Source organism: Conyzicola sp., assembly GCF_046714715.1.
Classification (GTDB): Bacteria; Actinomycetota; Actinomycetes; order Actinomycetales; family Microbacteriaceae; genus Conyzicola.
This window is the reverse complement of record NZ_JBKKAD010000058.1, coordinates 1-14,169: the sequence shown is the minus strand read 5'-3', so window position 1 is coordinate 14,169 and position 14,169 is coordinate 1. Positions and strand designations below refer to the sequence as shown.

Annotated in this window: 12 protein-coding genes; 6 read left to right on the top strand and 6 right to left on the bottom strand. The window is 67.3% G+C overall.

The window, feature by feature from the left end:
* On the bottom strand, positions 1–1,363 hold a 1,363-nt coding region (locus ACLQ6X_RS04635; RefSeq protein ID WP_411698999.1), incomplete at its 3' end, for a cation:proton antiporter.
* Positions 1,364–1,365: 2 nt separating this feature from the next.
* On the bottom strand, positions 1,366–1,893 hold the full coding sequence (locus ACLQ6X_RS04630; RefSeq protein WP_184232835.1) for a cation:proton antiporter regulatory subunit: 528 nt from the start codon (positions 1,891–1,893) through the stop codon (positions 1,366–1,368).
* A 265-nt stretch (positions 1,894–2,158) separates the two neighbouring features.
* Between ACLQ6X_RS04630 and ACLQ6X_RS04625 the strand changes: the two genes are divergently transcribed.
* A complete protein-coding gene (locus ACLQ6X_RS04625; protein WP_411698998.1) occupies positions 2,159–3,118 on the top strand; it encodes a hypothetical protein in 960 nt (319 codons plus the stop codon).
* 75 nt (positions 3,119–3,193) lie between these two features.
* Here the strand turns inward: ACLQ6X_RS04625 and ACLQ6X_RS04620 are convergent, their stop codons facing one another.
* From ACLQ6X_RS04620 to guaB, 3 genes are all read right to left on the bottom strand, one after another.
* A complete protein-coding gene (locus ACLQ6X_RS04620) occupies positions 3,194–4,921 on the bottom strand; it encodes a glycerol-3-phosphate dehydrogenase/oxidase (protein WP_411698997.1) in 1,728 nt (575 codons plus the stop codon).
* 96 nt (positions 4,922–5,017) lie between these two features.
* Positions 5,018–6,139 carry a GuaB3 family IMP dehydrogenase-related protein gene (locus ACLQ6X_RS04615; protein WP_411698996.1) on the bottom strand — a complete coding sequence of 374 codons (1,122 nt, stop codon included), beginning with the start codon at positions 6,137–6,139 and terminating at the stop codon, positions 5,018–5,020.
* Between the two features lie 226 nt (positions 6,140–6,365).
* The gene (guaB, locus tag ACLQ6X_RS04610; protein WP_411698995.1) at positions 6,366–7,868 is read right to left on the bottom strand and encodes an IMP dehydrogenase; all 1,503 of its coding nucleotides are present in this window, start codon (positions 7,866–7,868) and stop codon (positions 6,366–6,368) included.
* Between the two features lie 292 nt (positions 7,869–8,160).
* Here guaB and ACLQ6X_RS04605 point away from each other — a divergent pair, with 292 nt between their 5' ends.
* From ACLQ6X_RS04605 to ACLQ6X_RS04585, 5 genes are all read left to right on the top strand, one after another.
* Positions 8,161–9,450 (top strand): branched-chain amino acid ABC transporter permease, encoded by a 1,290-nt coding sequence (locus ACLQ6X_RS04605; protein ID WP_411698994.1) that lies wholly within the window; start codon positions 8,161–8,163, stop codon positions 9,448–9,450.
* Between the two features lie 9 nt (positions 9,451–9,459).
* Complete coding sequence (locus tag ACLQ6X_RS04600; protein ID WP_411698993.1) at positions 9,460–10,434, top strand: branched-chain amino acid ABC transporter permease; 975 nt, start codon at positions 9,460–9,462, stop codon at positions 10,432–10,434.
* Positions 10,427–11,383: an ABC transporter ATP-binding protein gene (locus tag ACLQ6X_RS04595; protein WP_411698992.1), complete on the top strand. Its 957-nt coding sequence runs from the start codon at positions 10,427–10,429 to the stop codon at positions 11,381–11,383. Before ACLQ6X_RS04600 ends, ACLQ6X_RS04595 begins: the two co-directional genes overlap by 8 nt.
* Complete coding sequence (locus ACLQ6X_RS04590; protein WP_411698991.1) at positions 11,380–12,180, top strand: ABC transporter ATP-binding protein; 801 nt, start codon at positions 11,380–11,382, stop codon at positions 12,178–12,180. Before ACLQ6X_RS04595 ends, ACLQ6X_RS04590 begins: the two co-directional genes overlap by 4 nt.
* 95 nt (positions 12,181–12,275) lie before the next feature.
* Positions 12,276–13,043, top strand: a complete 768-nt coding sequence (locus ACLQ6X_RS04585) for a hypothetical protein (RefSeq protein WP_411698990.1) — start codon at positions 12,276–12,278, stop codon at positions 13,041–13,043.
* A gap of 65 nt (positions 13,044–13,108) precedes the next feature.
* Here the strand turns inward: ACLQ6X_RS04585 and ACLQ6X_RS04580 are convergent.
* Positions 13,109–14,169, bottom strand: a 1,061-nt coding sequence (locus tag ACLQ6X_RS04580; RefSeq protein ID WP_411698989.1) for an ABC transporter substrate-binding protein, incomplete at its 5' end; no start/stop codon positions are given.

The window sequence follows — 14,169 nt, the reverse complement described above, 5'->3', positions numbered from 1 at the left end:
CGCGCTGGCGACCCGGCTTCTCGGTGTCGGACTGCTGCATGGCCTGCTCCACTATCGGGTCGTTCGCGACGCGCTCGCTGTCTACATCGTCGAACAGGTCGTCGTCGCTGGCGGGAAGCTGCGTGCCGGCCATCGCGGCCTCGACAAGAGCGATGTTCTCCTCCGCCATCCGATCGTGCTCCGACTTCGCGACCGGCTTGCGCGACCGGAAGATGCGCGCCCCGATCTTCTCGGAGTTGACGGCGAGGATCGGCCCGATGATCGCCATCGACAGCACGTAGAGCCCCGCGAATGGCGTGAGCCGGTCGTCGAGACCGGCCGACACAGCGAGCGTCGCCAGAATGAGCGCGAACTCGCCGCGGTTCTGCAGCATGGCGCTCGCGTTGAGGCCTTCGGCGGGCGTGAGTTTGTTCTGCCAGGCGATGAGCTGGCCGCCGGCGGTGTTGATGACGAGCGTCATCACCACGGCGACGCCCACCGGAATCAGCACAGCCCCGAACGTCGAGGGGTCGAGGGCGAGACCGAAGTTGAGGAAGAAGAACGCGCCGAACACGTCACGCAGCGGCAATGCCAGCTGTTCGATGCGACCGCGGAACCGGGTGGCGCCGAGCACGAGGCCGATGAGGAAGGCCCCGATCGCGTCGGAGACGCCGAGCAGTTCGCCGATGCCGCCGAACGCGACGGCGAGGCCGAAGAACAGGATCGTGAACAGCTCGTCGTCTTTCGTGCGCACGAGCCGGGAGACGACCTTGCCGCCGTACCTCGCGACCACGAACATCACGATGAGGAAGGTGAACGAGATCGCCAGCTGCATCGTCACCGCCCAGACGTCCGCCTCGCCGCCGATCACCACGGCGACGATCGCCAGGTAGATCGCGATGAAGACGTCTTCGAGCACCATGATGCCCAGGATGACCGGGGTCTCACGGTTCGCGAGGCGACGCAGCTCGATGAAGAGCTTCGTGATGATGGCGCTCGACGACGCCGCCGTCATACCGGCGATGATGAGTGCCTCGCGCGTGCCCCAGCCGATCCAGATACCCAGGGCGAAGCCGGCCGCCATGTTGATCGCGATGCGGGTTCCGCCCGAGATCAGCAGCTTTCCGGCGTTGCCGTAGAACTCGTCCTGGTCGAACTCCAGCCCGAGGCTGAAGAGCAGGAAGATGAGCCCGAACACCGCGATGAGTTCGACGTCTGCCGACTCGAAGCTCAGCGGGAACAGGTGGAAGTACGGGCTGGCGATGAGGCCGACGAGCATGTAGATCGGGATGGCGGGCAGCCCGATCAGCTTGCCCAAGCGACCGAACACGTACGAGATGATGAACAGAAGGCCCAGAGTCAGGAGTTCTTCACCGAGGTGCACGGCTAGCCTCCTGGCGGGGAATCGACCGGCGTCTTCGCCTTGAACTCACCGGTGCGATAGAACGCGAACGCCTTGGCCACCTTCTCGGGCGAACCGGCCACCACGAGGGTGTCGCCGGGGAAGACCTTGAAGTCGTCGGCGGGGGCGGGGTTCGCGCTCTCGCCGCGCACGACGGCGACGACGGTGAGGCCCACGACGCCGCGGCTGGCCAGATTGCCGAGCTCTTGCCCGGCTATGTGGTCTTCGTAGTCGACCGTGAACCAGTCGATCGAGAGCCCGGGAATCTGGTCGAGGCTCGACAGCGATTCGGTGATGCGTGTGCCGCCGAGCAGTTCGGCGAGCGTGTGGGCTTCGTCTTCGTCGAGGCGCAGCGACACCTTGCTCGAGTCTCCGTCGTCGGAGTCGGCGAACGAGATCAGATCGCTGTGGCCGGAACGGTGGGTGATCACACCGACCTTGCCCCCGTCGTCGGTGACGAAGGTGTGGAGAACACCCACGCCGGGGAGCTTGACCCGCCGAACGTCGACCATGAGTGAGCTCCTTCAGGGGGGGGTTTCGGGCAGTTACGTCAGTCTACGCGAGACCACCTCGGCGGGTGATGCGCGTGCCCCCGCCCCCCTCCGGCCGGCAGCGCTGCCCTATCGGCGCCACGCTGTTGCCCGCTCAGCAGCCTCCAGCCGGCAGAGCAGCGCCTGCCAAGGCATGGCGGTCCTCCACAGGCCGGGGTGCCCGCCCCGAGCCAACAGAACGGATGACGCGTGCCCGCCGCCCTCGTGATCGCGCCACTATTACGGCGTGATCGATGATTCCGCTCCCCCGTTTCAGCTCGCTCGCCACGCTCGCCTTCAGGGCACCGAGCGGGCGCTGGCTCGACGACTCGCTCGCGGTGAGCTCGTCCGTCTGCGTCCGGGGGTGTACCTCTCGGCGGAGGTCTGGGAAACGTACGACTTCGATACGCGGTACCGCGCGCGGGTGTTCGCGGCGGCCGAGGTCACGCGCCCGGGAACGGTGTTCTCCCACGATTCTGCGGCCGCCCTGCTCCGACTGCCCGGGCTCGGCCCCTGGCCGAAACGCGTCAACGTCCTCGGCCCTGCAGCATCCGGAGGTCGGTCCAGTCCTGGCATCCATCGGCTATCAGGACCGGATGATCCCGAGGCTATCGAGATCAATCAGTTCGCCGTCACATCGCTGGCGCGCACCGTCATCGATGTCAGCGCACGATCCGACTTCACTCGGGCGGTGTGCATGGTCGATGCCGCAATCCGTCCCGCACAGCAGAATGAGTTTCGGCACACCCACGGCGTTCCAGCAACAGGCAAGACCCGCGTGACTGAGCTGTTGACGAGCCTCGCCCCGTTTCCCGGACTAACGCGCGCCAAGCTCGCCCTCGAATTCGGCGATCCACTGTCGGGGTCGATCGGCGAATCCATCAGCCGCGTGCAGATGCATCTGATCGGCTTCCCTCCGCCAATACTGCAGACGCCGTTCTACGATTCGGAGGGCCTGATCGGCTATGCCGACTTCTACTGGCCGCAGTTCAGTCTGATCGGCGAGTTCGACGGCCGGGTCAAATACGGCGACACGTACTACGCCCGCGGACACCTCCCCGAAGAGGTCGTCTGGGCGGAAAAGCTACGCGAAGACAGGCTCCGCCGTCAGGTGCGTTCGCTGGCCCGGTGGGACTGGCACGTCGCGAACAATCAGCGGCTGCTCTCGGAACGACTGCGCGGCCATGGCCTGCCCCTGGCGGCGTAGAGGGCGACGCTGTCGCGTCGGCGCAACGCTGTCGCACGCACGGCAGCGAAGCGCCGATGGAACAGCGCCGGCCCCCTACTTCGCCACGATGTCGGGCGCCTCCAGCCGAACGCGGTCGGCCGACTCGTCGTCGGGCTGCTGCTGGCTCTCGCGCTCAGCCGAGACGCGCTTGAGGTAGTTCGCCACTTCGTTGTCGATGCGCGCCTGGTCCCATCCGAGCGCGTCGCCCATGAGCGCGGCCGCGACGGGGGCCGCCGACACCCCGCGGTCCCACGCCTCGATCGAGATGCGGGTGCGCCGCGCGAGCACGTCTTCGAGGTGCAGGGCGCCCTCGTGGGTGGCCGCGTAGACGACCTCCGCCGCGATGTAGTCGTCGGCGCCCGGCAGCGGCTCGAGCAGTTCGGGACGCTCGCGGATCAGGTCGAGCAGCTCGTCGGTGAGCACCCCGTAGCGGTTGAGCAGGTGCTCGATGCGAACCTTGTGCACGCCGAAGACGTGCGCGATCTTCGAGCGCTTGTTCCACGCCGCCTGATAGCCCTCCGCACCGAGCAACGCGATGTCCTGCGTCGTCGACGGCGGTACACGCCCGTCGAGCGCCGAGGCCGCCGCGTCGATCGCGTCCTTCGCCATGATGCGGTAGGTCGTCCACTTGCCGCCGGCCACCACGACGAGCCCGGGCACCGAGTGGGCGACGATGTGCTCGCGCGACAGCTTCGACGTCTGCTCGCTCTCGCCGGCGAGCAACGGGCGCAGGCCCGCATACACGCCCTCCACGTCGTCGCGGGTGAGATTCACCGCCAGCACCGAGTTCACGTGCTCGAGGATGTAGTCGATGTCGGCCGCCGTCGCCGCGGGATGCGACTTGTCGAGGTGCCAGTCGGTGTCGGTTGTGCCGATGAGCCAGTGGCGGCCCCAGGGGATCACGAACAGCACGCTCTTCTCGGTGCGCAGCAGCAGCCCGAGCTTCGACTGGAACCTGTCACGCGGCACGACCAAGTGCACGCCCTTCGAGGCGCGGACCTTGAACCCGCCCCGTTCGCCGACCATCGACTGCGTGTCATCCGTCCACACGCCCGTCGCGTTGACCACCTGGCGCGCCTTGATCTCGAAACGCTCCCCCGTCTCCAGGTCGTGGGCTTTCACCCCGACGACGCGTTGGCCCACCTTGAGAAAGCCCTCGACACGAACTCGGGATGCCACGTGGGCGCCGTAGAACGACGCGGTGCGAGCCAGCGACGACACATAGCGGGCGTCGTCGACCTGGGCGTCGTAGTAGGTGAGCCCGCCGACGAAGGCGTCCTTGTCGAGGCTCGGCGCGGCCCGCAGCATCTGCCGCTTGCTGAGGTGGCGGTGGTGCGGCACCCCGGGAGGGCGCCCGCCGCTGTAGCTGAAGAGGTCGTAGAGCAGCATGCCCGCACCCACGTAGATGCGCTCGTACACCGGCTTGGTCAGCGGGTAGAGGAAGCGCACCGGCTTCACGAGGTGCGGGGCGATGCGCTGCAGCAGCAGGCCGCGTTCGATGAGGGCCTCACGCACCAGACGGAAGTCGAGCTGTTCGAGATACCGGATGCCACCGTGCACCAGTTTCGACGACCGGCTGCTCGTGCCCGACGCCCAGTCGCGGGCCTCGACCATGCCGACGCTGAGCCCGCGGGTCACCGCGTCGAGCGCCGCGCCCGTTCCGACGATGCCCCCGCCCACCACGAGGATGTCGAGTTCGCGCGACTTGAGCGCCTCGATCGCGGCGTCACGCTCGTCTGGGCCCAGCTTCGATGAGCGGCTGACTGACTTCGGTTCGGACATCTTCGTCTCCTCGTCGGGCGCCCTTGCACAGGGGTGCCCTTCGACGAGCCGGCCCTTCGACAGGCTCAGGGGGCGATAACGAGCGCCGCTTTTATGCTAACTGCGTAGGTACGGGGCGACAACAACCTCGACGCGCTGGAACTCCTTGAGGTCGGAGTAGCCGGTCGTCGCCATCGAGCGACGCAGGGCGCCCATCAGGTTGACGCGACCGTCGGCCACCGAGGACGGGCCGTTCAGGATCTCGGCGAGCGGCGCGAGGGTGCCGACGTGCACGCGGTTGCCGCGCGGCAGCTCGGAGTGGTGCGCCTCGGCGCCCCAGTGGTAGCCGCCGCCGGGCGCGTCGGTCGCGCGGGCGAGCGTGGAGCCCAGCATCACGGCATCCGCGCCGACCGAGATGGCCTTCACGATGTCGCCGCTGGTTCCGAGGCCGCCGTCGGCGATGACGTGCACGTAGCGACCGCCCGACTCGTCCATATAGTCGCGGCGCGCGCCCGCGACATCCGCGAGGGCCGTTGCCATGGGAGCGTGGATTCCGAGGCTGGCGCGGGTGGTGGATGCTGCGCCGCCGCCGAAACCGACGAGAACGCCCGCCGCTCCGGTTCGCATGAGGTGCAGTGCCGCCGTGTAGGTGGCCGCGCCGCCGACGATGACGGGCACGTCGAGTTCGTAGATGAACTTCTTCAGGTTGAGAGGCTCGGTGCTCTTCGAGACGTGCTCGGCGCTCACCGTGGTGCCGCGGATCACGAACATGTCGACGCCGGCGGCGACGACGGTCTCGTAGAACTCCTGGGTGCGCTGCGGGCTGAGGGCACCGGCGACGGGCACGCCGGCCGCGCGGATCTCGGCGAGACGGTCGCGCATGAGCTCGGGCTTGATCGGCTCGGAGTAGATCTGCTGCATGCGCGCGGTGGCGTCTTCCGGCGCGAGCGTCGCGATCTCGGCGAGCAGGCTCGTGGGGTCGTCGTAGCGGGTCCAGAGGCCCTCGAGGTCGAGCACACCCAGTCCGCCGAGCTGGCCCATCGCGATCGCGGTGGCAGGGCTCACGACGGAGTCCATCGGGGCTGCGAGCACCGGGATCTGGAAGGTGTAGGCGTCGATCGTCCACGAGATCGACACGTCTCGGGGGTCGCGGGTGCGCCGGGAGGGCACGATCGCAATGTCGTCGAAGGCGTACACGCGGCGGGCTCGCTTGGAACGGCCGATCTCGATATCACTCACCCGGCAAGCTTACCGGCGCTGGCAGCGGTTGCTGGTTGGCGCTTGGACGGCCGCACTCGCCGGGTCGCGCGGTGTTTTGTCGCGAGCGCAGGCGAATGTTCGGCCGCGATGGCGGTAGAACACCGCGCTACCAGTCGGCGGGCGCGAAGAGGGGCCGGGCCCGCGGGCCCGGCCCCTCTGGTTTCGATACGGTCGCTGAGCGCCCTACTCAACCAGCGTGGTGCGTCTAGCGCGAGTAGTTCGGCGCCGCGACGACCATCTGCAGGTCGTGCGGGTGCGACTCCTTCAGTCCGGCCGCCGTGATGCGCACGAACTTGCCCTTCTGCTTGAGCTCGGTGATCGTGCGGGCGCCGGTGTAGAACATCGACTGGCGAAGCCCGCCGAGCAGCTGGTACGCCACGGCGGAGAGCGGGCCGCGGTAGGGCACCTGGCCCTCGACACCCTCGGCGATGAGCTGCTCGTCGCTCGGCACGTCGGCCTGGAAGTAGCGGTCGCGCGAGTACGAGGTCTTCTTGCCGCGGGTCTGCAGCGCGCCGAGCGAGCCCATGCCGCGGTAGTTCTTGAACTGCTTGCCGTTGACGAACACCAGGTCTCCGGGGCTCTCGTCGCAGCCGGCGAGCAGCGAGCCGAGCATGACCGTGTCTGCGCCGGCGACGAGCGCCTTCGCGATGTCGCCCGAGTACTGCAGGCCGCCGTCGGCGATCACGGGGATGCCGACCTCGCGGGCGGCGAGCGACGCCTCGTAGACCGCGGTGACCTGCGGCACGCCTACACCGGCGACGACGCGGGTGGTGCAGATCGAGCCGGGGCCCACGCCGACCTTGATGGCGTCGGCGCCCGCGTCGATGAGCGACTGCGCGCCGGAACGGGTGGCAACGTTTCCGCCGATCACGTCGATGTGGGCGAACGCGGCGTCGCTCTTCATGCGGGCGATCATGTCGAGCACGCCCGAGGAGTCTCCGTTGGCGGTGTCGACCACGATCACGTCGACGCCGGCCTCGTTCAACGCGACGGCGCGGTCCCAGGCGTCGCCGAAGAAGCCGATGGCGGCGGCCACGCGCAGGCGGCCCTCGTCGTCCTTCGTGGCGTTGGGGTACTTCTCGCTCTTGTCGAAGTCCTTCACCGTGATGAGGCCGCGCAGTTTGCCGTCGGCGTCGACGAGAGGCAGCTTCTCGATCTTGTGCTGGGCGAACAGGGCGATCGCGGCATCAGAGCTGACGCCGACGGGAGCGGTGATGAGACCCGCGGTCGTCATGACATCGCGCACGAGCGTCGTCTGCATCTCGAAGTCGGAGACGAAGCGCATGTCGCGGTTCGTGATGATGCCGGCGAGCCGACCGTCGGCCTCGACGACCGGGAGGCCGGAGACGCGGAACTCGCGGCACAGCGCGTCGACCTCGGCCACCGTGGCGTCGGGGGTCGTCGTAACGGGGTTGGTGATCATGCCGCTCTCGCTGCGCTTGACCTTGTCGACCTGTGCGGCCTGGTCATCGATCGAGAGGTTGCGGTGCAGAACTCCGATGCCGCCGTTGCGGGCCATGGCGATGGCCATGCGCGACTCGGTGACGGTGTCCATCGCGGCGGAGAGCAGCGGCGACGCGACGGAGATTCGGCGGGTCAACCGCGTGGCGGTGTTCGCTTCGCTCGGGATGACGTCGGTGTGCCCGGGCAGGAGCATGACGTCGTCGTACGTGAGTCCGATAAAACCGAAAGGATCAGGCTGGTCCATGAGTCCCCTAGTAGAGATGTATGAGATTGGGCCCGGATGCAGCTGTGGATGCCGGTAAGCAATGTTAACGCGACTTGACCTTGACTTGTTCCCCAGTAAGTATTGCGTCTACGCGTTTCAGCGTCGAAACACGACCGACACAAACCAAAGGTACTTTGGGGTTGTCGCCTGACAGGCGTTGTTCGACACAAACACAGCAAGTAGTGCCCAACTCCTGGAGGTTCATTCCGTGGCAGAGCCCGCGCAGAAAAGCCGAGCCCGAAAACTCGCGCTTGGAGCATTCGGACTGGCGGTGACGCTTCTGGCCATGATGCCGGTGGCCGCTCACGCGTCCACGACCGATGTCGTCGCTCCCGAAGACGCCGACCAGACCATCCAAGTCTGGATCCGCCTCGACTCCGACAAGTCGAACATGCCGAATATCGGCGTGAACGTGTCGGGCGAGGGCGTCGACGAAGACGTTGTGACCGGTGACGACGGCAAGGTCATCATCGGCCTCGAAGAGCCCGGCGACTACACGATCACGATCGACGAGTCGACCCTTCCCCCCGAGGCGGGGTTCCCGAACAAGAACCCGCGCGACATCACGGTGTCGTCGGGCCAGCAGGGCGCACCGGGTATCTTCCTCGTGTCGCCCGACAACCCCGAGATGGGCGCCGCCCCGGCTCCCGACGCGGGCAACGGCCAATCGGCCGGCCCTGGGTTCTGGACCCTGTTCTGGCCCAAGGTCGTCACCGGCCTCATCTTCGGCCTCCTGCTCGCCCTCGCCGCGATCGGCCTCTCGCTGATCTACGGCACGACCGGCCTGAACAACTTCGCCCACGGCGAGCTCGTCACCTTCGGCGCGCTGATGGCCTACACCTTCAGCGGAATCTTCGGCTGGCCGGCGCCCATCGCCATCGTCGCCGCGGTGATCCTCGGCGGGGCGTTCGGCTACGTGCAGAACAAGGGACTCTGGAAGCCGCTTCGCAAGCGCGGTCTCGGGCTCATCCCGCTAATGATCGTCACGATCGGCCTGTCGCTGGTGCTGCGCTACGTGTTCGCGTTCATCTGGGGCGCCGACCGACTCTCGCTGCCGAGCGACCCGAAGCCCTTCCTTACTATCGGTTCGGTGAGCCTGCGGTTTACGGATGTCGCGGGGGCAGTGGTCGCGATCGTGCTGTTGCTCGCCGTCGCGTTCATCCTCGTGCGCACGAAGATCGGAAAGGCCACCCGCGCGGTTGCCGACAACCGGTCGCTCGCGGCAGCATCCGGTATCGACGTCGAAGGCGTCATCCGCACCGTCTGGATCGGCGGAGCGGCCCTCGCGGCCCTCTCCGGCGTCTTCATCGGCTACTACCAGTCGCTGCGCTGGGACACGGGAGCGTCGATCCTGCTGCTCGTCTTCGCCGCCGTGACGCTCGGTGGCCTCGGTACCGCGTTCGGCGCCCTAGTCGGCTCGCTCGTCATCGGCGTGTTCATCAACGTCTCGACCCTGTGGCTGCCGGAGAACCTGAAGTACGTCGCGGCGCTCGTCGTCATGATCATCATCCTGCTCTTCAGACCTCAGGGCATCCTGGGTCGCCGCGAGAGAATCGGCTAGGGAAAACACATGGAATTCAACTTCATCCCCCTCGCTTTCGGAGAGCTCTTCTCTCCGACCACCGCGGCCTACGCTCTCGCGGCGCTCGGCCTCGCCGTTCACTTCGGTTTCACGGGGCTGCTGAACTTCGGTCAGGCCGGCTTCATGGCGGTCGGCGGGTACGCCTTCGCCATCACCGCCGTCAAATTCGAATGGCCGCTCTGGGGTTCGTTCCTCGCGACGATCATCGCCTCGACGATCTTCGCGCTGATCCTCGGCATCCCGACGCTTCGTCTGCGCGCCGACTACCTGAGCATCGTGACGATCGCGGCGGCCGAGATCATCCGGCTCTCGGTCAAGACGCCGGAGTTCTCCGACGTCACCGGCGGCTCGGAAGGCATCAACGGCGCGGCCCGCACCTTCAACGAGCTCAACCCGCTGCCCGAGGGCCGGTTCGGCTTCGGGGTGCTCACCTACTCCGCCGACCAGTGGTGGGTGCGCATCGTCGGCTGGGGCCTCGTCGGCCTGGCCTGCCTGCTCGTCTACCTGCTCGTGCGCAGCCCCTGGGGACGCATCATCAAGGGCATCCGCGAAGACCAGGATGCCGTGCGCAGCCTGGGCAAGAACGTGTTCGCCTACAAGATGCAGGCTCTCATCCTCGGAGGAATCCTGGGCGGTGTGGCGGGTGCGCTCTTCATCCTGCCGCGGTCGCTGCAACCCGACAACTACGGCACGCAGCTCACCTTCTTCCTCTACACGATCCTGCTGCTGGGCGGCGCCGCGACGGTCTTCGGGCCGATCGCCGGCTCGATCATCTTCTGGGTCACCCTGTCACTGTCCGACGGCATCCTGTCGCTGCTGGTCTCCAACGACCTGCTGCCGATCACGAGCATCCAGCAGGGTCCGATCCGCTTTATCATCATCGGCATCACCCTGATGCTGCTCGTCATATTCCGGCCACAAGGAATCTTCGGCAAGAAGAAGGAGGCGTTCTTCAGTGTCTGATAAGACTCCCGTCGCAGACCTGGTTACCGATGTCAACAACATCGTTCCCGGAGTCGCGAAGAAAGACCCCATCGTCGTCGCCGACAAGGTGAGCCGCCAGTTCGGCGGACTCACCGCGGTCGACGTCGCGCACCTCGAGATCCCGCGCGGCGCGATCACGGCGCTCATCGGCCCCAACGGTGCCGGCAAGACGACGTTCTTCAACCTGCTCACCGGTTTCGACAAGCCCAACACGGGCACGTGGAACTTCGGCGGCAAGAACCTCGCCGGAATGCCCGCGTTCCGCGTGGCGCGCCTCGGCATGATCCGCACGTTCCAGCTCACGAAGGCCCTCGGCGGCATGACGGTGCTCGAGAACATGCGTCTCGGCGCCGGACGGCAGAGCGGCGAGAACATCTTCGCCGCGATCTTCCGCCCGCTGTGGCGTTCGCGCGAAGACGAGATCACCGTCAAGGCGATGGACCTGCTCGCCCGGTTCAAGCTCGACACGAAGGCCGACGACTACGCGTCGTCGCTCTCCGGCGGACAGCGCAAGCTGCTCGAGATGGCCCGCGCCCTGATGAGCGAGCCCGAGCTGGTGATGCTCGACGAGCCGATGGCCGGCGTCAACCCGGCCCTCACCCAGTCGCTGCTGCACCACATCCTCGACCTCAAGACCCAGGGCATGACGGTGCTGTTCGTCGAGCACGACATGCACATGGTCAACGAGATCGCCGACTGGGTCGTCGTTATGGCCGAGGGCCGCATCGTCGCCGAGGGTCCGCCCTCGACCGTGATGAGCGACCCCGCCGTGATCGACGCCTACCTCGGCGCCCATCACGACGTCGACCTCGGCACGCTCACGGGCCAGCAGGAGATCGCCGAGACGATGGACTCCGAGCTCGTGCGGCACGAGATCGAAGAAGAGGTTGCCGTGGCGCAGCCCACGACGAAGAAGGCAGAAAAGTGACCGAGACAGTTCTGCGCACCACCGACCTCGTCGCCGGGTACATCCCCGGGGTCGACATCCTCAACGGGTGCAGCATCCACGTCGACAAGGGCGAGCTGGTGGGCATCATCGGCCCCAACGGCGCGGGCAAGTCGACGCTGCTCAAGGCGATCTTCGGCCAGGTCAACATCCGCAGCGGCAGCATCGACCTGAACGGCGGCGACATCACCGGCCTCAAAGCCGACAAGCTCGTCTCCCGCGGTGTCGGCATGGTGCCGCAGAACAACAACGTCTTCCCGAGCCTCACGATCGAGGAGAACCTCGAGATGGGCTCGTACCAGAAGCCGAAGATGTTCAAGGAGCGACTCGGGTTCGTCACCGACCTGTTCCCCGAGCTCGGCAAGCGCCTCAAGCAGCGCGCCGGCGCCCTCTCCGGCGGCGAACGCCAGATGGTCGCGATGTCGCGGGCGCTCATGATGGATCCCAGCGTCCTGCTGCTCGACGAGCCGAGCGCCGGGCTCTCCCCCGTGCGCCAGGACGAGACGTTCATCAACATCTCGATCATCAACAAGGCCGGCGTCTCGGTGCTGATCGTCGAGCAGAACGCTCGGCGCGCGCTGCAGATCTGCGACCGCGGCTACGTCCTCGACCAGGGCCGCGACGCCTACTCGGGTTCCGGCCGCGAGCTCATGAACGACCCGAAGGTGATCGAGCTCTACCTCGGCACCCTCGCGGCCGGCCAGGAGAAGGCCACCGCCGACGCGAAGGCGCAGGCGTCGACGACCGCGCCGACCCTGCCTGGGCAGGTCGCGGAGTAGCCACGAACACCCGCGTCATCAGCAGGGCCTGCCTGGGCATCGTCATCGGTGCCACGGCAGGCCTTTCTGCTTGCTCGGCGCCCCCGCTCACCGAGTTGCCCGACGGCGTCACGGTGAGCGTCAAGCAGTACCGGCTCGACTACGCGCCGCGTGCGCTCCAGGTGTCGGTGCGCAACGAGTCGCCCGAGCCGATCGTCGTGACCCGGGCGTCGTTCGACTCGCCGCTCTTCGACGGCACCACCGCGTGGACTCGGCGCACCGAGGTGCCTGCCGGGGCCACGCGCGACCTGAGGGTCATGCTCGGAGCGCCGGTGTGCGATCCGCCCGACGCGGTGGCGCCGCCCGTGGTCGGGATCGAGTTCGAGACCCCGGATGGCGCGGCCGGCAGCGGGTCGGCAGAGCCCGCCGACCCGTTCGATACCGTGGCTAAGGTCACGGCCGGGGACTGTATCGCCGAGCACACCGCGCGGATCGCCGACATCACCGCCGGCGACGCGCTTCGCACCGAACAGCGCGCGGGCGAGCTCGTGGCGCTGCTCGACCTGACGGCGCGCCCCACGGGCGCCCAGGGCGTCGCGCGGGTCGCCACGGCGGCGCGCACGACGCTGCTCGGCCCCGCCGACCGCTCCACCGGGTGGGACCTCGGCTGGGCGGCCTCGGCCGCATCCGGGCCTCTCTCCACCTCGCTCGCCATCGTCCCGAGCAACTGCAACCCGCACATCGTGGCGGAGGACAAGCGCGGCACGTTCTTTCCGCTCGACGTCGCCCTCGACGACGGGGAGACCGGCACGGTGTTCGTGGGGGTGAGCGACGCGGTGCGCGAACAGCTCTACGCGTACGTCGGCGAGTACTGCGGGTGGTGACGGCGGGCGACACACGAAAGGGCCCGGTCTCGCGACCGGGCCCCTCGTGTTACTTCAGGTGGTGACTACTTGAGCGAACCAGAGACCTGGTCGATGCCCTCGGCCACGTTGCCGGCCGAGTAGGCGAAGATCGAGACGAAGGCCTCGGTCTCGTCGCCGTTCTCGTCCCACTCGATGGGGCCGGAGACACCGTTGTAGTCGATGTCCTCGCCGTCGGCGATCAGCTTGGCGCAGTCGGCGAACGTCTCGCACTCGGTGCCCTCGGCGGAAACCTGCTGGAGGTTGTCCTTGATGGTCGCCGGGTCGGTGGAGCCGCCCTGGAGAGCCGCGAGAGCGGTGAGCGTCGTGGCGTCGTAGGACTCGGCCGCGTAGCTGAAGACGGTCAGTTCGTCGCCGCCCTGCTCAGCGACCATTTCCTGGAGGCGAGCCTGGAAGTCCTCGGGGGCGAGCACACCGGGGTTGGTGAACTGCGCGCCGGCGATGTCGACGTTGGTGTCGGCCTCTCCGATGACTCCGTAGTTGCCGTCAACGCCGTACAGCTTCGTGAAGTCGAAGCCCTGGCCGGCGAGCTGCTCGGCGATCGTCTTGATCTCGTCGAACGAGATGACGACGAGCGCGTCGGGGTTCGTGGCCAGCAGTGCCTGGATGGCGCTGGTGAAGTCGGTCGAGGCCGGCTCGAAGATCTCTTCGCCGACAACCGTTCCGCCGCCGTCTTCGAGGCTCGCCTTGAGGTTCTCTTCAAGACCGGTGCCGTAGGCGTCGTTCATGTAGAGGATCGCGACGTTGGTCTTACCATCGGCGAGGATCTTGTTGCCGAGGATGCGCCCCTGCAGAACGTCGGAGGGTGCGGTGCGGAAGTAGTATCCGTCGTCCTCGTACGTGGTGAAGTCGGGCGAGGTGTTGGCGGGCGAGATCTGAACGACGCCGGCCTGGGTGACCTGGTCGATGAACGTCTTCGAGACACCCGACGATGCGGCGCCGAGGATGACGCTGACGCCATCCGCGAGCAGCGAGGTTGCCGACTGGGTCGCGAGGTCGGTCGTGGTGTCGCCCGAGTCCTTGTGGTCTACGGAGATCTCGAGGCCGGCGTTGGCCTCGTTGATCTCCTTCACCGCGAGGTCTACAC

Bases quoted from the DNA above. Each gene is read 5' to 3' on its own strand.
- ACLQ6X_RS04630 (WP_184232835.1), bottom strand. From the start codon at position 1,893: ATGGTCGACGTTCGGCGGGTCAAGCTCCCCGGCGTGGGTGTTCTCCAC.
- ACLQ6X_RS04620 (WP_411698997.1), bottom strand. From the start codon at position 4,921: ATGTCCGAACCGAAGTCAGTCAGCCGCTCATCGAAGCTGGGCCCAGAC.
- guaB (WP_411698995.1), bottom strand. From the start codon at position 7,868: ATGGACCAGCCTGATCCTTTCGGTTTTATCGGACTCACGTACGACGAC.
- ACLQ6X_RS04600 (WP_411698993.1), top strand. From the start codon at position 9,460: ATGGAATTCAACTTCATCCCCCTCGCTTTCGGAGAGCTCTTCTCTCCG.